General features: G+C 45.8%; 18 protein-coding genes, 1 tRNA gene and 1 riboswitch. Of the genes, 3 read left to right on the top strand and 16 right to left on the bottom strand.

The annotated features are described in order from the left end of the window. The first annotated feature begins 54 nt into the window (after positions 1-54). Entirely contained in the window at positions 55-2,220 is a 2,166-nt protein-coding gene (gene pta, locus A9237_RS13655; protein ID WP_005439640.1) for a phosphate acetyltransferase, read from the top strand. 60 nt (positions 2,221-2,280) lie between these two features. Here the strand turns inward: pta and A9237_RS13650 are convergent, their stop codons facing one another. The 13 genes from A9237_RS13650 to moaA all read right to left on the bottom strand — a co-directional run bounded on the left by A9237_RS13650 (position 2,281) and on the right by moaA (position 14,549). Next, on the bottom strand, positions 2,281-2,901 hold the full coding sequence (locus tag A9237_RS13650; RefSeq protein WP_020196378.1) for a hypothetical protein: 621 nt from the start codon (positions 2,899-2,901) through the stop codon (positions 2,281-2,283). 160 nt (positions 2,902-3,061) lie between these two features. Further along, positions 3,062-4,333 (bottom strand): MgtC/SapB family protein, encoded by a 1,272-nt coding sequence (locus A9237_RS13645; protein WP_078608371.1) that lies wholly within the window; start codon positions 4,331-4,333, stop codon positions 3,062-3,064. 135 nt (positions 4,334-4,468) lie between these two features. Then, positions 4,469-5,413: a glutathione S-transferase family protein gene (locus tag A9237_RS13640; protein ID WP_078608370.1), complete on the bottom strand. Its 945-nt coding sequence runs from the start codon at positions 5,411-5,413 to the stop codon at positions 4,469-4,471. A 184-nt stretch (positions 5,414-5,597) separates the two neighbouring features. Further along, on the bottom strand, positions 5,598-6,590 hold the full coding sequence (oppF, locus tag A9237_RS13635) for a murein tripeptide/oligopeptide ABC transporter ATP binding protein OppF (protein WP_078608369.1): 993 nt from the start codon (positions 6,588-6,590) through the stop codon (positions 5,598-5,600). After that, the gene (gene oppD / locus A9237_RS13630) at positions 6,587-7,558 is read right to left on the bottom strand and encodes an ABC transporter ATP-binding protein (RefSeq protein ID WP_009707275.1); all 972 of its coding nucleotides are present in this window, start codon (positions 7,556-7,558) and stop codon (positions 6,587-6,589) included. Before oppD ends, oppF begins: the two co-directional genes overlap by 4 nt. Positions 7,559-7,588: 30 nt before the next feature. Further along, positions 7,589-8,491, bottom strand: coding sequence for an oligopeptide ABC transporter permease OppC (gene oppC / locus A9237_RS13625; protein WP_020196374.1), 903 nt, complete (start codon positions 8,489-8,491; stop codon positions 7,589-7,591). A 15-nt stretch (positions 8,492-8,506) separates the two neighbouring features. Next, a complete protein-coding gene (gene oppB / locus A9237_RS13620; protein WP_005433208.1) occupies positions 8,507-9,427 on the bottom strand; it encodes an oligopeptide ABC transporter permease OppB in 921 nt (306 codons plus the stop codon). 108 nt (positions 9,428-9,535) lie between these two features. Then, on the bottom strand, positions 9,536-11,167 hold the full coding sequence (locus A9237_RS13615; RefSeq protein ID WP_009707278.1) for an ABC transporter substrate-binding protein: 1,632 nt from the start codon (positions 11,165-11,167) through the stop codon (positions 9,536-9,538). 561 nt (positions 11,168-11,728) lie between these two features. Further along, entirely contained in the window at positions 11,729-12,184 is a 456-nt protein-coding gene (gene moaE, locus A9237_RS13610; RefSeq protein ID WP_009707279.1) for a molybdopterin synthase catalytic subunit MoaE, read from the bottom strand. 1 nt (position 12,185) lies between these two features. Further along, a complete protein-coding gene (gene moaD, locus A9237_RS13605) occupies positions 12,186-12,443 on the bottom strand; it encodes a molybdopterin synthase sulfur carrier subunit (protein ID WP_078608368.1) in 258 nt (85 codons plus the stop codon). Beyond that, positions 12,443-12,919 carry a cyclic pyranopterin monophosphate synthase MoaC gene (moaC, locus tag A9237_RS13600; protein ID WP_005439664.1) on the bottom strand — a complete coding sequence of 159 codons (477 nt, stop codon included), beginning with the start codon at positions 12,917-12,919 and terminating at the stop codon, positions 12,443-12,445. The genes moaD and moaC overlap by 1 nt, the downstream gene beginning before the upstream one ends. A 26-nt stretch (positions 12,920-12,945) precedes the next feature. Beyond that, a complete protein-coding gene (gene moaB, locus A9237_RS13595) occupies positions 12,946-13,458 on the bottom strand; it encodes a molybdenum cofactor biosynthesis protein B (RefSeq protein ID WP_005433210.1) in 513 nt (170 codons plus the stop codon). Positions 13,459-13,559: 101 nt separating this feature from the next. After that, positions 13,560-14,549, bottom strand: a complete 990-nt coding sequence (gene moaA, locus A9237_RS13590; RefSeq protein WP_005439665.1) for a GTP 3',8-cyclase MoaA — start codon at positions 14,547-14,549, stop codon at positions 13,560-13,562. Continuing rightward, a riboswitch (molybdenum cofactor riboswitch) is annotated at positions 14,538-14,671 on the bottom strand. It overlaps the preceding gene by 12 nt. A 175-nt stretch (positions 14,672-14,846) precedes the next feature. Here moaA and A9237_RS13585 point away from each other — a divergent pair. Continuing rightward, positions 14,847-15,740 carry a YvcK family protein gene (locus tag A9237_RS13585; protein WP_078608367.1) on the top strand — a complete coding sequence of 298 codons (894 nt, stop codon included), beginning with the start codon at positions 14,847-14,849 and terminating at the stop codon, positions 15,738-15,740. A gap of 97 nt (positions 15,741-15,837) precedes the next feature. Here the strand turns inward: A9237_RS13585 and luxU are convergent, their stop codons facing one another. The 3 genes from luxU to uvrB all read right to left on the bottom strand — a co-directional run bounded on the left by luxU (position 15,838) and on the right by uvrB (position 19,938). After that, the gene (gene luxU, locus A9237_RS13580) at positions 15,838-16,182 is read right to left on the bottom strand and encodes a quorum-sensing phosphorelay protein LuxU (RefSeq protein WP_078608366.1); all 345 of its coding nucleotides are present in this window, start codon (positions 16,180-16,182) and stop codon (positions 15,838-15,840) included. Next, on the bottom strand, positions 16,179-17,582 hold the full coding sequence (luxO, locus tag A9237_RS13575) for a quorum-sensing sigma-54 dependent transcriptional regulator LuxO (protein WP_005439670.1): 1,404 nt from the start codon (positions 17,580-17,582) through the stop codon (positions 16,179-16,181). Before luxO ends, luxU begins: the two co-directional genes overlap by 4 nt. A 325-nt stretch (positions 17,583-17,907) precedes the next feature. Next, positions 17,908-19,938 (bottom strand): excinuclease ABC subunit UvrB, encoded by a 2,031-nt coding sequence (gene uvrB / locus A9237_RS13570; protein WP_078608365.1) that lies wholly within the window; start codon positions 19,936-19,938, stop codon positions 17,908-17,910. 557 nt (positions 19,939-20,495) lie between these two features. Here uvrB and A9237_RS13565 point away from each other — a divergent pair. Continuing rightward, a tRNA-Asn gene (locus A9237_RS13565) sits at positions 20,496-20,571 on the top strand. Positions 20,572-20,688 lie beyond the last annotated feature (117 nt).

The following is a 20,688-nucleotide window of genomic DNA, read 5'->3' as shown; positions in this document are numbered from 1 at the left end:
TTCATGGAATAAGAGTTGAGCTTTTATCCCCCAATAGCTAAAGGTACTCTACGAATGTCTCGTACTATTATGCTTATCCCTGCAAGTGCTGGTGTTGGTCTAACTAGCGTAAGCATGGGTGTTCTTCGCGCAATGGAGCGCAAAGGCGTTAAGGTTTCTTTCTACAAACCAATTTCACAGCCACGTTCTGGCGGTGATCAACCTGATCTAACTTCAACTATCGTTGGTTACAACAGCGATATGAAGATCGGTCAACCACTAGCGATGTCTGTTGCTGAAAGCCTAATCGGTAACGACAACATGGACGAGCTGCTAGAAACTGTTGTTGAGCGTTACAACCAAATCAACAAAGATGCAGACGTAACGCTTATCGAAGGTCTAGTACCAACTCGTAAGCACCCATTCGCTAACCAAGTGAACGCGGAAATCGCAGCAACTCTAGGTGCGGAAATCGTTCTTGTTGCTACTCCTGGTACCGATAACCCAGCTCAACTTAAAGAGCGCATCGAAGTAGCATGTTCTAACTTCGGTGGTACTAAGAACAAGAACATCTCTGGCGTAATCATCAACAAGCTAAACGCACCTGTTGACGAAGCTGGCCGTACTCGCCCTGACCTATCTGAAATCTTTGACGATGCAGACAGCGCGAAGCAAAACGAAATGAAAGTGATGGAAATCTTCAACACTTCTCCAATTCGTGTACTAGGTTGCGTGCCATGGAGCATCGATCTTATCGCTACTCGTGCAATCGATATGGCTCAGCACCTAAACGCTGACATCATTAACGAAGGTGACATTGCGACTCGTCGTATCAAGAGCATCACTTTCTGTGCACGTTCTCTGCCAAACATGATTGAGCACTTCAAACCAGGTTCTCTACTTGTTACTTCAGCAGACCGTCCAGACGTAATCGTTGCAGCAGCACTTGCAGCAATGAACGGTGTTGATATCGGTGCGGTTCTATTGACTGGCGGTTACGACATCCCTGAAGAGATCACTGGTCTTTGTAAGCCTGCGTTCGAAACTGGTCTACCGATCTTCAAAGCACAAGGTAACACTTGGCAGACTTCTCTAAACCTACAGAGCTTCTCTATCGAAGTACCTGCAGACGATAAAGAGCGTATCGAGTTCATCAACGAGCACGTTGCTGGTCACATCGACGGTAACTGGATCGAGTCTATGACTGAAGGCACTCAGAAGTCTCGTCGTCTAAGCCCACCAGCATTCCGTTACCAGCTAACTGAGTTCGCTCGTAAAGCTGGCAAGCGTATCGTTCTTCCTGAAGGTGATGAGCCACGTACAGTTAAAGCTGCGGCTATCTGTGCTGAGCGCGGTATCGCTGAATGTGTGCTTCTAGGTAACCCAGACGAAATCCGTCGCGTTGCTGCACAACAAGGCGTTGAGCTAGGTGCTGGCGTAACTATCATCAACTCTGATGAAGTACGTGAAAACTACGTTGCTCGTCTAGTTGAGCTACGTGGCGCGAAAGGTATGACTGAAGTTGTTGCTCGTGAGAAGCTACAAGATTCAGTATTCCTAGGCACAATGATGCTTGAGAACGACGAAGTAGACGGTCTAGTTTCTGGTGCGGTTCACACCACAGCAAACACTATCGTTCCTCCGTTCCAAATCATCAAGACTGCACCTGATGCGTCTATCGTATCTTCTGTATTCTTCATGCTGCTACCTGACCAAGTATTGGTTTACGGTGACTGTGCGATCAACCCAGATCCAACAGCTGAACAGCTTGCTGAAATCGCTATCCAATCTGCTGATTCTGCAGCGGCATTCGGTATCGACCCTCGCGTTGCTATGATCTCTTACTCTACTGGTGAATCTGGTAAGGGTGCAGACGTAGATAAAGTACGTGAAGCAACTAAGATTGCTCAAGAGAAACGTCCAGATCTAGTGATCGACGGTCCTCTACAGTACGACGCTGCGATCATGGAAAACGTGGCAGCTTCTAAAGCGCCTAACTCTCCAGTAGCAGGTAAAGCAACAGTATTCGTATTCCCAGACCTAAACACTGGTAACACGACTTACAAAGCGGTACAACGTTCAGCTGACCTAGTATCTATCGGTCCAATGCTGCAAGGTATGCGCAAGCCTGTAAACGATCTTTCTCGCGGTGCACTAGTAGACGATATCGTGTACACAGTTGCTCTAACTGCGATTCAGGCAGATCAAGCTGACCAAGCAAAAGAAAAAGCTGTTAACTAATTAACCGCATCTTTCTGAATGAAAAAACCTCGCCACGGCGAGGTTTTTTATTTCTTGTTGCTAGACAAGAATCGGGTCCATTGGACGGTTTAATTGATACTGCACGTTCAAATTCGTATTACTCGATCCAATATCTCTATACTTCCAACGAACACCTTCATTGAGCTGGCGAGCAACGACGGACTCTACGGTAAGCAAGTTATCATTTTCTATGATGAGTCGATCGCTATCACTACCACTTGAGGCAGCGCGATAGTGCGTCATGAACCAATCTCGTTTCAACATGTATTGACGCGCGTGACCGAACTCATGAATAAGTCCAACCGCTGGTGACTGCGTCCCTCTAGATACATTTTTGTTTGGCACACGACTGCGCCCAACGGGTTTATTGCGCTTAATGTCGTTTACATTCAAGCTATCAAAAGGATTCCAAGTCACTAAACTGCCGCGAACATTGCAACCTGCTTGTTTTACGATTTCTGCAGGAAAAAAGCTGCTGGTAGTATCAGTTGTACAAAGCAACGTGACCTCTTCGCCTCCCGAGAGAAAATCTAATAGTGCTGCGGCCGCACTAGATTGGCGTAAATAGGCCACAGCGTCGTTATATTTAGTGATAGGTTGTTCCACGGTTTTCCATTTAAAGCCCGTACCTTCGACCACTCCTGGAAATACAGTAATCATATCGTTTCTTCCTTGTTCAGATTCCTAGCGCTTAGAACGAAAGCTCAGCACTTGGTGAATCAGTATAGAAAAAGGAATAAGTTTTACTTGATTGATAATTACAGATTGGAACCTAGCTCGCGACCTAATAAATTGTTTTTGCATCAGACGGTTATTTGTTCTAAAGCGCCAAATAGACAAGCCCACCCAAACAAACCGCACTCAACATAGGTGGAACAACCTTAGCCCACAGTTGACGAGCGCCTATCATGAGTACCATCCCCATCTTAACAATAGTGTTCACTGACGCCGCGATAAATATCCCGAGCACAGCAACCTCTATCGCCAATGACTGAGTACTTTGACGCCCTAAAGTCAGTGAAATGGCGTCAACATCCGTAATCCCTGACACCGCAGATAGAACTAAGATACCAGCACTACCAAACCAATCTGAAAGTGCATGAGATAACAACATAATGATCGCCAACACAACACCAAAGAACAGTGCTGATTGAAGCGCCAACGGGTTAGTCTGTTTGTTTGACTGCTCTATCTTCTCGACTTCACTTCGACGCCATATCCACCAAGCCGGCAAATAAAGTGCAATCATCATGACTAAGACAATCGGCCATAACAAACTCACTAATTGAGGGTTGAGAACAGATAGGACAATCAACAAGCGAGGAAACATAGTGCCGCAACTCAATAAGATTCCGCTTGCCAGCAGAGGGCTGATACCTTCCTGCTCACGTGAAAGATGAGAGAACTGCAACGTCAGTGCGGTAGAAGAACTTAAGCCAGCGAAGACAGACGTAAACAATATGCCCCGCTTCGCTCCGCCGATCTTAATCGCGAAATAACCGACAAATGAAATACTAGCGATCAGCACTACCATCCACCAAATCTCATAAGGGTTCAGTGCCTTCCAAGGACCGTAAGCTTGGTTGGGTAAAAGAGGTAATAAAACGATGGAAATAAGCAGAAGACGCAAAGCCGCATCAAGCTCGTACTCTTGAAGGCGCTGCAAAGCCTGATGAAGCTCTTTCTTGTTATCCAGCACGACAGCTGTGATGACTGCCGCAGCAGCAGCAAGCGCCGCCTCACCAGAAACAGCCAGACTGCCAAGTACAAAGGTGATCACCAAACTGACCACACCGGTGATGCTGATGTCCTCGCTCTTTTTTTGCTGAATAACAAACGCAATACAAGCGAGAATCACCAAAGCAATAAGAGCAAAGCCGAGTAGCAAAGGCGTATACAGATTGGCAAGAATCCCAACCAAGCCACCAAGCAAACCGACTAAAGAAAAGGTGCGGATACCTGCAACGCGACTGCCTTCGACGCTGTTACGCATCACCCAGCCACGTTGGGTTCCAACAATCGCACCCAAAAGCAGAGCAACAAACAGATTCCAAATTAGATGCTCGCCACTGACAAACTCATTGATATCCATACCCCACCTCAGTCAAAGATCGGTTGTTATATCATCAGTTTATGTGATCGGTAGGAAGAAGCTGTGATGGTGAGAAGATATTGAGAAAAAAGAAAAGCGCCACATCAAATGGCGCTTTTCTTAGAAGTTTTAAACTTATATAGATTCTCGACCATGAGGCGAATCCAAATCTAATTCAGGGCCTTTGGGGACCACTTGGGTTGGGTTGATACCAGTGTGACTGAAATAGTAGTGACGCTTAATGTGGTAGAAGTCTGTGGTTTCTGCCACGCCTTCTACTTGGTATAGCTCTTTCAAATAGCCTTGAATGTTTGCGTAATCGGCAATGCGTTGTTTATTACATTTGAAATGACCTACGTATACCGCATCAAAGCGAACAAGGGTCGTAAACAAGCGCCAATCTGCTTCGGTGATTTTATTGCCCGCTAGATAACGATGCGTTGCAAGGTGAGCGTCGATTTTATCCAGTGCAGCAAACAGTGAATCAAACGCTTCTTCATAAGCTTCTTGCGTTGTCGCAAACCCACAACGGTATACACCATTATTCACGTTCGGGTAAATGTAGTCATTCCACTCATCAATCACGCTTAGAAGTTGCTCTGGGTAGTAATCATCGTTGTTCCCGGTGAGTTCGTTAAACTCAAAGTTAAACATACGGATGATTTCAGACGACTCATTCGACACGATGGTGTTAGTCTTTTTGTCCCACAAAACCGGAACGGTAACGCGACCAGTGTAATCGAACTTGGCTTGAGTGTAGATCTGGTGCATACGAGTATGGCCAAACAGTGGCTCAGGCAAGCCCATTTGCCAACCTTCGCTGAGCATGTCTGGGCAAACAACCGTGACATCGATGTGCTTTTCCAAACCTTTGAGTTTGCGGAAGATCAGCGTGCGGTGCGCCCACGGACAAGCAAGAGAAACGTAAAGGTGGTAACGGCCCGTTTCAGGTTGGAATGTCGCATCGGGTTTGTTCTTTATCCAATTACGAAAGCCCGCATCTTCACGAACGAACTTACCGCCATTAGACTTAGTCTCGTACCATACATCGTGCCAAACGCCCTCAACTAACTTACCCATGACTGCTCTCCTCTTAATTTGTTTTCCACTATATTAGCGAATCACGCAAAGCTTATAATCCGGCCACTTAGTCCATCTTGTTCAAGAATTTCGAATGAACTAATTCCGGCCAATATCGTAGGCATAAAAAAAGCGCGACCCTATAAAAGGAGCCGCGCTTAAGCCCGTCACAGGCTGAATTTAGTTACACTGCTACGTGTAGACAAGATACCGCGTGAACATCTGAGCCTTCGATGTGTGGTCTGGTCTTCGCACACTCATCCGTCGCTTGAGGACAACGAGTACGGAACACACAACCAGAAGGAGGATTAATTGGTGATGGTAGATCACCTTCTAACATCTGAATCTTCTTGCTGCGTTCAATTTCCGGATCCGGAATTGGAACCGCTGACATCAACGCACGTGTGTATGGGTGTTTTGGATCGGCAAACAACGCATCTGCTTCACCCAGCTCCACAGCATTACCTAGGTACATAACCAGTACGCGGTCAGAAATGTGTTTCACAACTGATAAATCGTGCGCGATGAACACCAATGAAAGACCAAGCTCTTTTTGCAGCTCTTTCAATAGGTTAACTACCTGAGCCTGAATCGATACATCCAGTGCTGATACTGGCTCGTCACAGATAATCATCTTAGGTTTTAAAATCAGAGCACGTGCGATACCAATACGCTGACACTGACCACCAGAGAATTCGTGTGGGTAGCGGTTGATAACGTTTGGTAGAAGACCTACCTTCGCCATCATCTCTTTAACGCGGTCTTTCACTTCTTGCTTAGTCAGCTCTGGGTAGAATGTCTCTAATGGTTCAGCGATGATGTCACCAACCGTCATACGTGGGTTAAGAGAAGCCAGAGGATCTTGGAAAATCATTTGGATTTCTTTACGCGTTTCACGACGTTGGACGTCTTTCATTTTTGTCAGATCTTGACCCAACCAAACCACTTCACCGTCTGTTGCTTCCACCAGACCAATGATGGCGCGAGCAAATGTCGATTTACCACAACCGGACTCGCCTACTACACCAAGGGTCTCGCCTTCGTATAAACGAACGTTTACGCCGTCTACCGCTTTTAGGCTTGAAGGTTTTGACCAAGGCCACGCAGATTTTGATGCAATGCTGAAGTGAACTTTCAGATCAGATACATCCAGAATTAGCTTTTTATCTGTACTCATTTGCTCCAAGCCTCCCATTCAGAAAAACATGCACGCTGACGGCCATCACCAAACGGCGTCAGAATTGGTGCTTCACGCTTACAACGATCCATCACACGGTGGCAGCGATCTTGGTAAGGACAGCCAGGTGGTAGACGAAGCAAGTTAGGCGGGTTGCCAGGAATCGTCGGCAAGATCTCGCCTTCTGTATCCAAACGAGGAATCGCCTTCAATAGACCTTCCGCGTAAGGGTGGCTTGGGTTGTAGAAGATCTCGTTCACAGTGCCGTACTCCATGGTACGACCTGCGTACATCACCAGTACTTTGTCACATGAACCAGCAACAACACCAAGGTCGTGCGTGATCATGATGATTGCAGTGTTGAACTCAGATTTCAGTTCGTTCAGCAGATCCATGATCTGCGCTTGAACCGTAACGTCCAATGCCGTCGTTGGCTCATCCGCAATAAGCAGTTTTGGACGACACAGTAGCGCCATTGCGATCATTACACGCTGACGCATACCGCCAGAGAACTCGTGTGGGTACATGGTGATACGCTTACGAGCTTCTGGGATTTTAACCGCTTCAAGCATGCGAACCGACTCTTCGAACGCTTCTGCTTTACCCATACCTTTGTGCAGCATCAGAACTTCCATCAGCTGATCACTAACTTTCATGTATGGGTTAAGAGACGTCATTGGGTCTTGGAAGATCATCGCGATCTGTTCTGCACGAACCTTGTTAAGTGCTTTTTCTGGCAGATTAAGGATCTCGTTTCCTTCAAACTTCGCGCTACCAGAAATGATACCGTTCTTCGCTAGCAAACCCATGATAGCGAATACGGTTTGTGATTTACCTGAACCCGACTCACCTACGATACCTAGGGTCTCACCTTGATTCAGAGAGAAGTTCAAATCGTTTACTGCGGTTACGATACCATCTTGCGTGGTAAATTCGACGCGCAGATCTTTGACATCTAATAAACTCATCATTGCTTCCTTTATTCTTTCTATTTTTAATTATCTGTCTTTTGGATCCAGCGCATCGCGCAGACCGTCACCAACGTAGTTGAAGCAGAATAGAGTCACAACCATGAATGCTGCTGGGAACGCCAGCTGCCAGATTGCCACTTCCATTGTTTGCGAACCTTCTTGTAGAAGTGCGCCCCAACTTGTCATTGGTTCCTGTACACCAAGACCAAGGAATGAAAGGAATGACTCAGTCAGAATCATGCTTGGGATCAGTAGAGTTGAATAAACCGCTACGATACCCAGTACGTTTGGAACGATGTGGCGAGTGATGATCTTCCACTTGCTCACACCACAAACGTGTGCCGCTTCAATAAATTCTTTACTACGTAGACTTAGCGTTTGACCACGTACGATACGAGCCATATCTAGCCACGCAATAGCACCGATAGCGACGAAGATAAGAACGATGTTACGGCCGAAGAATGTTACCAGTACGATAACTAGGAACATGAACGGAACCGCGTATAGGATTTCAAGAATACGCATCATGATACGGTCAACTTTACCGCCGATGAAGCCAGAAGCCGCACCGTAAAGCGTACCAATCACAACCGCAACCAATGCACCTAGAACACCAACCATTAGAGAGATACGACCGCCAATCAGCGTACGTACGTAAAGGTCACGACCTAAGCTGTCAGTACCGAACCAGTGCTCAGCACTTGGACCAACGTGCATTGCGTACCAGTCTGTATCGTCAAATGTGTAAGGTGCCAGCATTGGCAGGAAGATTACCGCAAGGGTCATCAATGCAAGAATGAACAAGCTCACCATTGCCGCTTTGTTACGCATAAAGCGGATGCGGGCGTCTTGCCATAAACTACGGCCTTCAACTTCCAGGTTCTCTGCAAATTTCTCGACCGCTTCAAGATTCTCTTTTTTCGTTAACATAACCATACTTCCCTGTTAGTAGCGAATTTTCGGGTCAATCATTGCTAGCAGAATATCAACGATAGCGTTGAACAAGATGAATAGGAAACCAATCAAAATGGTTACACCCATTACTAGCGAGTAGTCACGGTTGAAGGCTGCGTTTACAAACAGCTTACCAATGCCTGGCAGACCAAAGATGGTCTCAACAACTACCGAGCCGGTGATAATGCCAACAAACGCAGGTCCCATGTAAGACACTACAGGAAGCAGGGCTGGTTTTAATGCGTGTTTCAGGATGATGTACCGGTAGCTTAGACCTTTCGCACGGGCAGTACGGATAAAGTTACTGTTCAATGTCTCGATCATTGAACCACGAGTGATACGAGCAAACGTGGCGACATAAAGCAGTGACATTGCAATCACTGGCAGCACCAAATATTGCCATGAGCCATCATGCCAACCGCCTGCAGGGAATAAATTCCAGTGGAGCGAGAACAAGTAAATCAAAGCCGGTGCCAACACGAAGGATGGCATTACTACTCCAAGCATCGCTGTAGACATTATGGTGTAGTCAAGCCACGAGTTTTGTTTGAGCGCGGCTATGGTCCCGATCGTCACCCCCAGAATGACCGTGAAGATAAAGGCAATGAAACCCACCTTCGCCGATACTGGTAGTGCTACCGAGATTAGCTCGTTTACTGTGTAATCTAAGTATTTGAATGAAGGACCAAAGTCGCCTTGGACAACGTTAGTCAAGTACGTGGTGTACTGCTCAAATACTGGCTTATCTAGGCCGTATTTGGCTTCAATGTTCGCCATAACTTCTGGCGGTAATGGACGCTCGCTCGAGAATGGGTTACCCGGTGCGAAACGCATAAGAAAGAAAGATACGGTGATCAAAACCAACATTGTTGGGATCGCCTCAAATATCCTTTTTGCGATGAATTTAAGCATAAACTCACTCTTTCAGTCTGTGACAGTTAAAAAAATTGATGATAGGCACCGCACGTCCCGTTGTTGGGACGTGTGGGCCTTATTCTTATAGTCTTGAAGCGACTTTAATTAGTCTGCTTTGATGTAAAGATCTTTGGTGTAGATCTTTTCTTCCGCGTTGTTAGCAGGGAAACCACCAACGTGCGGGTTTAGTAGACGAGAACGAACGTACTGGTAGATAGGCGCGATAGGCATATCTTGAGCCATCAGTTGCTCAGCTTCTAGGTAGATCTTGGTACGCTCTTCTTCTGAAGTCGACTTAATCGCTTTGTCGATCAGAGCATCGTACTCTTTGTTACCCCAGTGCTGACCACCAGTTGTGTTCGAGCTAACCATAAGGGTTAGGAATGAAGATGCTTCGTTGTAGTCGCCACACCAACCAGCGCGTGCTACTTCGAAATCACCTTGGTCTTTCGTAGATAGGTAAGTTTTCCACTCTTGGTTTTCTAGTGTTACATCTAGACCTAGAGTTTTCTTCCACATAGAACCAAGCGCTACTGCTAGTTTCTTGTGGTTCTCATCTGTGTTGTATAGAAGAGAGAACTTAAGAGGGTTGTCTTTGCCGTAACCCGCTTCTGCCAATAGGCGTGCCGCTTCTTCGTTACGCTCTTTTTGCGTCATCTTGCCGTAAGCTGGAAGCTCAGGGTTGAAGTGCGCAGTGATTTCAGGCGTTAGGAAGTAAGCAGGCTTCTGGCCTTGGCCAAGAATCGCGTTTGCTACGATGTTACGGTCAATTGCGTAAGAAATCGCTTTACGAACGCGAACGTCGTTGAAAGGCTCTTTCTTAGTGTTGAATGAGTAGTAGTAAGTACACAGGCTGCCCTCAACCGATACTGACTCTGGGTGCTCTTTCTTCAGACGCTTAAAGTGCTCAGTCGGCAGTTTAGACGTGAAGTCGATTTCACCAGATAGGAAACGGTTCATTTCAGCAACGCCGTTTTCGATTGGAAGGTACGTTACTTTGTTGATAACAGTTTTGTCGTTATCCCAGTACTGTTCGTTACGAACAAGCTCTAGACGCTCGTTCACAACCCAGTTGTTTACTACATAAGCGCCGTTACCTACGAAGTTTTCTGGTTTCGTCCATTGATCACCAAACTTCTCAACTGTCGCTTTGTGTACTGGTTTCATTGTTGTGTGACCAGCCATCATTACAAAGTAAGGAACCGCTGTGTCTAGCTCAACCACAAGAGTGTGGTCGTCTGTCGCTTTAACACCTAGCTCGCTCTTGTCTTTTTTGCCTGCAACGATGTCTTTCGCGTTTTTCATCTTGGTGTATTCCATGTACCAAGAGTATGGCGAAGCGGTTGCAGGATCGACTGCACGCTGCCAGCTGTAAACGAAATCTTGTGCTGTTACAGGATCGCCGTTAGACCATTTAGCGTCTTTACGTAGGTGGAAAGTGAAAGTTTTGTTGTCTGAGGTTTCCCAGCTCTCAGCTACACCAGGGATAGTGTCGCCGTCTGCATTTTGGTTCACTAAGCCTTCAAGGAGATCACGAATCACATGCGACTCTGGAACACCTTGAGATTTGTGCGGGTCAATTGTTGCAACTTCGGTACCGTTACCGCGAACGATTTCTTGTTTCTCAGCAAGTTTAGTGCCTGCTGGAACGTCAGCAGCGAAAGCGGTAGTAGAAGAGGCAGCCACTGCCAGACCAGCACCTAGAAGAAGGGCTTGGGTGATTTTGTTCTTATACATGCGTAAAACTCCAAGTTTTTCATTAGCATCCATGACTTCTCTGCAAGGGACTGGAACGGTCAGAATTTTAGAATTTTTTAGCGCACTTTTTGAGCACAAAACACTAAAACCTTACAAAGACTGCGGCACACATTAGCAACCATTGAAGTAATTTGCCATAAAAATGTAGCAAAAAAACTAATAATTCTGTAAATAGTGCCCATATTTAGCAATAAATACCGCACAAAAAGTATTGAGTAGAGAAATACAGATTCGCATGGTCATTTGACAGGCAAAACTTTCGATAAATCTAAATTCAAACTCTTTGATAGCATCTTATGCTAGATATATGTACAAAAATTAACATTTATGACACATTGAGTCTAATTAATAATTGCATATATCTCGTTCGATATTTTTTATTGTGAACAAGGTCACCGAGAGGAGAAAGAGAGGAAAAATGGTGGTTTTGACGGCAAGTGAGAGTAGAAAATGAGCTCGCTTTTTGCGCTAAAAAAACAAAAAGCCAGACGCTATTAACATCTGGCTTTGAACGATTTGCTAGCAGAATAAAAAACTGCCCTACTTTTCCCAGCGCTGTGCAGCTTGATGATCGGTATCGCGAGACTCAATCCAGCGGTTTTCACTGGTAGTGCGCTCTTTTTTCCAGAATGGTGCTTTGGTCTTTAGAAAGTCCATAATGAACTCGCAAGCATCAAATGCCGCACCACGATGTGCACTAGACACACCAACAAAAACGATTTGGTCACCAGTATCGAGATCACCAATACGGTGAATAACGCGAACGCCTAACAAAGGCCAACGTGATTCGGCCTCATCACAGATGTCGATCAGGCTTTTCTCCGTCATACCCGGATAATGCTCTAGGTGAAGACCAATCACGTTGTCGCCAAGGTTCATATCACGAACTTTACCGATGAAGGTCACTACCGCACCAGAAGACGTGCCTTCTGATAGGCGTTGGTACTCTTGATCGACCGAAAAGTCTTCAGCTTGTACAGAAACACGAGGATCCATATTAGCCCCCTGTTACCGGTGGGAAGAAGGCAACTTCATCGCCCGCTTTCACTGCGGTATCTAAAGGCACGATAGACTGATTTACCGCTGCCAGTAACTTACCTGGTTCTAGCGCTAAATCCCACTTGCCTTCTTTGTCAGCACCTAACTCAACAAGGTGAGCTCGAATGGCTTCGACATTATCAAACTGGCCTTCAAGTTCTAGACCATCCATACCAACTAGCTCTCGCGTTTGAGCAAAGAAAAGTACTTTAATCATTATTCCGCCTTGAAGTGTCCAGATTTACCGCCCGTCTTCTCTAGAAGACGAACTTGTTCAATAACCATGTCTTTCTGCACCGCTTTACACATATCGTAAATCGTTAACGCCGCCACTGAAGCCGCCGTCAGCGCTTCCATTTCTACGCCTGTTTTACCCGCTAGCTTACATACAGATTCGATACGTACTTTGTTTTCTGCTTCGATAGCTTCCAGTTGAACTTCAACCTTAGAAAGCAACAGAGGGTGACAAAGAGGAATCAAATCCCATGTCTTCTTAGCAGCTTGAATACCAGCAATACGAGCCGTCGCAAACACATCACCTTTGTGGTGTTGGCCTGAAACAATAAGTTGCAGTGTTTCTGGAGCCATGTGTACAAACGCTTCAGCACGTGCTTCACGAACGGTTTCCGCTTTTGCTGATACGTCCACCATGTTAGCTTCGCCAGACGCGTTGATATGTGTAAATTGGGTCATTGTTTTTCCTTCGCTTTTAGGAAAGGTTATACAGATAGGTGTGGCATGAAGTTACAAGGACGATGGCTTGCATCTAGCTGTTGCTTGATGATCTTCGTCCAACCAGTACGGCACGCACCAGTAGAACCTGGCATTGCAAAGATAACAGTGTGGTTAGCGAAACCAGCGATCGCACGAGACTGAATGGTTGAAGTACCAATCTCTTCGTAAGAAACCAAACGGAATAGTTCACCAAAACCTTCTACTTCTTTATCAAATAGTGGCTTAAGTGCTTCTGGTGTGCTGTCACGTGAAGTGAATCCCGTACCGCCAGTGATCATGATTGCTTGTACATTTTCGTCTGCAATCCATTGAGAAACGATCGCGCGGATCTTGTACATGTCATCGATAACGATCTGCTTATCTACTACGTTGTGACCCGCTTCTTTTGCGTGTTCAACTAGGTAACCACCAGAAGTGTCGTTTTCTTCAGTACGAGTGTCAGATACCGTCAGAACGGCAATGTTTGCAGGTTGAAATTTGCTTTCAGCGTGACCCATTTGTTCACCTATTCTCTATTTTTGCTTTGATACGCAGAGTATCGATTCTGGAAAAAATCATCGAAAGCCACGTCAGCTCCCGATGTGAAATCTGATTGGAATTAACCGCCGATAGACGCGAGATGTGGCGTCATACCTGTGTTGCCATCGTGCAAGAAGTGACTCACGGATTTCGTTTGCAGCTGCGCTTGAATACGTTCAATCAATTCGTTTTCTTGCTCGTCACGCTCTAGTAGGTCACGCAGTTCCACGCCATGGTCACCGAACAGACACAGATGCAGTTTACCCAAAGCGGAGACACGAAGTCGGTTACAGCTCTCACAGAAGTCTTTTTCGTATGGCATGATCAGGCCAATTTCACCCTTGTAATCTGGATGAACAAATACCTGTGCAGGGCCATCATTGTGAGAACGTACTTTGAGTAACCAACCATTGGCAATTAATTGATTGCGGATAGCGACACCAGAAACATGGTGCTTAGCAAACAGATCATCCATTTCTCCCGTCTGCATTAGCTCGATAAAACGCAGTTGGATAGGACGGTCTTTAATCCAGTTGAGGAAAGCAGGTAGCTCGTTGTGGTTGAGGTCTTTCATTAGTACCACATTAACTTTGACTTGCTCATAACCCACTTCAAATGCACGTTCGATACCATTCATCACTTCAGTGAACTTATTTTCACCTGTGATCTGATGGAACATACGTGGGTCAAGGCTATCCACACTCACGTTGATGTTGGTCAAGCCAGCTTCACGCCAGTCAGCAACTTGTTTTGCCATACGGTAGCCATTGGTCGTTGTCGCGACCTTTTTGATACCCGGCGTGGTTGCTACTGAGTGGATAATGTCAGTAAAGTCTTTGCGTAAACTCGGCTCACCACCTGTGATACGTACCTTTGAGGTACCACAATCTGCAAACGCTTTTACAACACGTTTGATCTCTGGGAGAGAAAGAAATGACGAGTTCTTATTGCCCGATGGCTTGTAGCCGTCAGGAAGGCAATAGGTACATTTAAAATTACAAACGTCAGTCACTGACAGACGCAAGTAATAGAACTTACGATGAAATTTGTCTTCGAATTGTTGCGCCACGGAACACCTTTCCAAACACGGGAGGCATAATCATTTCCAAGTATGCCCTTGTGACAGTATGTCACTGGCTCAAGACGCTTATCCTAAGACTTAGCATAGTGAGCTCGGAGTTATGGCAACCAGAGGAGGTAAACCCCTGATAGCTTTGCCGTGTAAAATACTTAATATTTGTAATGGAATCCAGACTTGAGTGATAAAAAACTCTCTAGAAACACAATTTACCGCTTAGTGAGTACCCCTTTGGCACTCATTAAGTTAAATTGTAGTCGTTTTTTACAAGATTATTAGAAGAACGTAATGAATATCTACACCGATAAGAAAGTGGTCGCAGTTGGCGGTGGTCACGGTTTGGGCCGTATGTTGGCGGCGTTAAAAGATTTTGGCAGCAATGCAACGGGCATTGTGGCGACAACCGATAACGGTGGTTCAACTGGCCGTATTCGTCATTGTCAGGGTGGCATTGCTTGGGGTGACACGCGCAACTGTATCAATCAGTTAATCACCGAGCCATCGATCAGTTCGATGATGTTCGAATACCGATTTAAAGGTACAGGTGAACTCGACGGACACAACCTCGGTAACCTAATGCTGACCGCACTGGATAACCTATCGGTACGCCCTCTCGATGCCATCAATCTTATCCGTAACATGCTCAAAGTGGACGTTCACATTCTTCCTATGTCTGAGCACCCTTCCGACCTCACCGCGTTATCAGTGGATGGGCAGTGGGTGACGGGTGAAACCAACGTTGATGAGATGGACACCGATCTGCGTCGTCTCGATCTGTCACCAGAAGTTCCTGCGACGAAAGAAGCCGTGACTGCACTGGCAGAAGCGGACGTAATTATTCTTGGCCCTGGCAGCTTCTTAACAAGCATCATGCCTCCACTACTATTGCCAGAACTTGGTAAAGCGATTGCCGCTAACCAAAAAGCAAAAGTCATTTTTGTGGCGAACTTAAGCCCAGAATATGGTCCTGCAGGTCGAATGACTCTGAAGCAAAAGCTTGAATGGTGTGAGCGCGCTTGCCAAGGCAGAAAAATAGATGTCGTATTAGCCGAAGAGACTGAACAAGAAGTTCTAGATAACTGGAACGTGGTCACTGAATCATTAGCGTCTACTAACCGCGATTGGCGTCACGACCGTGAAAAGCTGAAGCTTGCCATTGAGAGCCAGTTACTCACTGATTAACCATCATTAAGCAAAGTTCATAAAAAAGCCCTTCTACATCGGAAGGGCTTCTTGTTTATAAACGGCTGTTATTGCTTTATTTGGTTATCTGAGTTGGTTACTTTGTCCAAGAGCGGTAAGTATCGCGAGTCACATGCAATAAATCGAGCATCTCACCAACTTCACTCCCCTGCTCTGCCAACTGATTTGCTTTGGCTTGCTTATCAATGGCAATAGCCAGTTCACACAATCGATCAGCACCAAAACTCGCTGCGCTGCTCTTCAACGCGTGGCTTATCTCTTTTAAGTAAACCAACTGCTCAGTACCTACAAGAGTGGATAGGTTGCTGATGTAGGTATCCATTTCCCCAAGAAAAATATCGAGCAAAACAGGAACATTATCACGGCCAATTTCGGCAGAGAGTTCTTCAATTTTTTGCTGATTTAATACGTCCGTACTCATACGTTCTGTTTTTCGTCCTTGCTATTCCAAGCTTGCAACTTGCGATAAATCGTCGAGGGGCTGACATCTAGGTAGCCCGCGGCGCGTGGAATGTTGCCGTCACACGCCTGAATCGCCTGCTCGATGGCCATTTTTTCAGTCATCCAAAGCGGCATAATGTCTGACACCGTCATAATTTCAGGTTCAATAAATTTTGAAATTGATTGACGAACCACCGGTTGATTCAGTGGTGGTGGCAGCATGTCCAACGTAATCTCTTTACCGTTGTTCAGTACAACGATATTACGCAGTACGTTTTGCAACTGACGAACGTTACCCGGCCATTCGTAACTGTTGAAACGTTCAATCACATCTTGTGCAAAACGGATAAAACTCTTGCCTTCCTCGTGAGACATATAACCCAGTAGCGAGTACGCGATTTCAATCACGTCTTCGCCGCGCTCACGCAACGGTGGAAGGTGCAAAGGAATCACGTACAAACGGTAGTACAAGTCTTCACGGAAACGGCCTTCTTGCACTTCTTTCCAGGGGTCGCGGTTGGTCGCACATACAAATCGCACGTCGACACTCTTCATCTTTGAAGAGCCCACTTTTTGGAAAGTACCCGTTTGGATAAAGCGCAATAACTTAGTTTGAAGATCTAAGTCCATTTCACACAATTCATCAAGGAACAGCGTGCCACCATCGGCAAGCTCGGCCGCACCTTGGCGATCATTCGCAGCACCGGTAAACGCGCCTTTTACGTGACCAAACAATTCACTTTCAATCAGATCTTTCGGGATCGCAGCACAGTTAATAGCGATAAACGGCTTATCACCACGTTTGCTTGCTGCGTGAATGGCTTCGGCACACACTTCTTTACCGGTACCACTTTCACCCGTGATAAAAATACTCGCTTTACTGCTCGCTGCGGAGTCAATGGTGCGATAAACCTGCTGCATGGTTTGGCTACTGCCAATAAAGCCTTGGTAATTTTGGTTACCCGGGTTATCCGCTTCATTCTTAAGCTTGGTTGCTTTGCGAATTGCGTTGTTCACCGTGACACGAAGACGGTCGGCTTCACATGGTTTGATTAAGAAGTCTTGAGAACCATGACGCATCGCTTCTACCGCAGTATCGATAGAGCCATGAGCTGTCATAAAGATGATTGGCACGTCTGGGTGGCTTTTCTTCACCGCGTGCAATACGTCCATCCCCGTCATATCAGGTAAGCGGAGATCGAGCAGAATCAGATCGGGAATTCGATGGTTCAGGCTTTCGATGGCGTCTCTGCCTGTTCCAACAATATTAATATCGATGCCGAGAGGCGTCAGGTAAGAACGGTACAATGCCGCAACGGATGCGGTGTCTTCTACCATTAGTAGATAACGAGACTTTTGACCTTCTGTTATTTGTTGCATAGCCTAGCCGATTTTTTGTTGTGTTTTAAATAATAATCGCATTACGCTTTGCATTTTGCAAATAATCATTTGTTGGATTGTGGGTATTCTAACCAAATTAAACCGAATATCAACAGGTTAAATAATGGCACAAACCATGCTGTATAAATAATGACCCCTCGGGTCACCTAGCCAACTGACGTTGTTAGTGAACGACATGTTCACAAAACGAGCCAATAGACCCGACTGCCTATTGGCTTCTTTTTTGTCTGTTGAACAGGGAATAATAAAATGCCCAAGCACCGTCTGTAGACACAAGCACTTGGGTATTATAAGGCGCGTTGAATTAGCTATTGGCAATGAACTGAGCGCGCAACTTCTCTATCTCATCACGTTTTTGGGCTGCCAACTCAAACTCAAGGTCTTGGGCGTGTTGGTACATCGCTGCTTCCAAACGGCTGATCTCTTTCTCCAACTGCTGCGGAGACATAATCTCGTAGGTTTGCGAAGGTTCTGCTACTTTCGATAGCGGCACTTGCTTAGTATTGCGCTGACGCTTCGACTTAGTGATATCACCCAATTCCATGATGTCTTTAATATTGCGCTTCAAGGCCTGAGGCTCAATACCCATCTCTGCGTTGTACGCTTTTTGCTTCTCACGACGACGATCCGTTTCGTCCATCGCTTTCTTCATCGACTTAGTGATCGAATCCGCGTACAGAATTGCTTTGCCTTCGATGTTACGAGCCGCACGACCAATGGTCTGAATCAGTGAACGTTCGGAGCGCAAGAAACCTTCTTTATCCGCATCTAGGATTGCCACTAGTGAAACTTCTGGCATGTCCAAACCTTCTCGTAACAAGTTGATCCCCACCAGCACATCGAACTCGCCTAAACGAAGGTCGCGAATAATTTCAACACGTTCTACCGTATCAATATCTGAGTGAAGATAACGAACTCTCACATCGTGCTCATGAAGGTATTCGGTCAAGTCTTCTGCCATACGCTTGGTTAACGTCGTCACCAGAACGCGCTCATCTTTCGCCGCTCGAATTCGAATTTCAGACAACAAATCATCAACCTGAGTCGCTACCGGACGTACTTCCAACTCTGGGTCAAGCAGACCTGTCGGACGTACCACCTGATCAGCAATTTCATCGGCTGATTTTTCAAGCTCATAGTTACCCGGTGTCGCCGACACAAATATCGTCTGCGGAGAAATTGCTTCAAACTCTTCGAACTTCATCGGACGGTTATCCAATGCAGAAGGTAGGCGGAAACCAAACTCCACCAGCGTCTCTTTACGTGAACGGTCACCTTTGTACATGGCACCAATTTGCGGAACTGTCACGTGGGACTCATCGATGATCAGCAAACCATCGTGAGGCAAATAATCAAACAGTGTCGGTGGCGGCTCACCCTCAGCACGGCCACTCAAGTAACGTGAATAGTTTTCGATGCCTGAACAGAAACCCAATTCGTTCATCATCTCAATATCGAATTGGGTGCGTTGGCTGATGCGTTGTTCTTCTAGAAGTTTGTTGTTATCCAGAAGCTGCTTCTTACGTAGTTCAAGCTCGTCTTTAATGCTTTCAATGGCATCAAGAATACGCTCACGCGGCGTCACATAGTGCGTCTTCGGGTAAATAGTATAACGCGGCAAGTCGCGCTGCTTGACCACGCCAGTCAATGGGTCGAATACGCTGATGCAATCGACTTCATCGTCAAACATCTCTACGCGTACCGCATCTTGGTCTGATTCGGCTGGAAAGATGTCAATCACTTCACCTCGAACACGGAATTGGCCACGTTCAAATGCAACGTCATTGCGTGAGTATTGCAGCTCTGCAAGACGGCGTAGCATATCGCGCTGATCAATCACATCACCGCGACGTAAGTGCAACATCATTTGTAGATACGATTCAGGGTCACCCAAACCATAGATAGCCGATACCGATGCGACAATAATGGCATCTTTACGTTCTAGTAGTGCTTTTGTAGCGGACAAACGCATTTGTTCAATATGCGCGTTAACTGAAGCGTCTTTCTCTATAAAGGTATCCGTGGTCGGAACGTACGCTTCTGGTTGGTAGTAGTCGTAGTACGACACAAAGTATTCCACCGCGTTATTGGGGAAGAAAGACTTCATTTCGCCGTACAATTGAGCAGCTAAGGTTTTGTTAGGGGCAAGAAGAATCGCTGGTCGCTGTGCTTCTGCGATAACATTTGCCAGTGTGAATGTTTTACCAGAGCCAGTTACGCCCAATAATGTCTGATGAGCAAGACCTGCATCTAACCCTTCTAACAACTGCTTAATCGCGGTTGGCTGATCACCGGATGGTTGATATTCAGAGACCAGTTCATAAACTTTACTCATACCCTTCCTTAAATTTACTGCACTTTGGCTGTATATATACACCTTGTTAGATGAAATCTACGTCTATTTTAGATTTATAGCTCATTATAATTAATTTTTGCGCTTTCTTTACTTTGATCTAGCCTTACTCAGGCGACTCTGTTATAGTCTTTCGCCCTAGTTGATGAACGTCCCCAAATCATCACAATTTAGTTTCCACAACTTTTCCCCAGAAACACCCAATATTATCCTTTATCCCCAAAAGACCAAATCTTATCCACTTTAAGCAATTTTGCGTCGAATTAAATAAATCACTGTTTTATATGATTATTCAGTGCATATTTCTGATTAAAAATTCAAAACAACTCAGCGCTGTTGCATATAAAAGATCTTTACTCAGATCTCATCAACATACTTATCCACAATTTTGGTGGATAACTAACTCCAGCCCTTTACTGATAAGGCATACAAAAAAGTAAAGAAAAAAAAGCACTATTTTTTGCTAGAAATGTGTATTTTTGGTGTTGACAGAAATATAGGTGCTCGGTAAGATTCGACCCGCTTTCAAGCAAAGCAATTCCTCCTTAGCTCAGTCGGTAGAGCGACGGACTGTTAATCCGCAGGTCGCTGGTTCGAATCCAGCAGGAGGAGCCAAATTCCCGAAAAGCCCAGTTGAAAAACTGGGCTTTTTTCGTATCTGCCCTTCTTGAATGTTAACATCAAGATAGGCGCTGTATCGTTTCATCAATACGTCTCTTTGTAAGTCCGACT

It is taken from the genome of Vibrio owensii, assembly GCF_002021755.1.
Classification (GTDB): Bacteria; Pseudomonadota; Gammaproteobacteria; order Enterobacterales; family Vibrionaceae; genus Vibrio; species Vibrio owensii.
The sequence above is the reverse complement of the archived record's forward strand: the minus strand, read 5'-3'. Positions and strand labels throughout refer to the sequence as shown.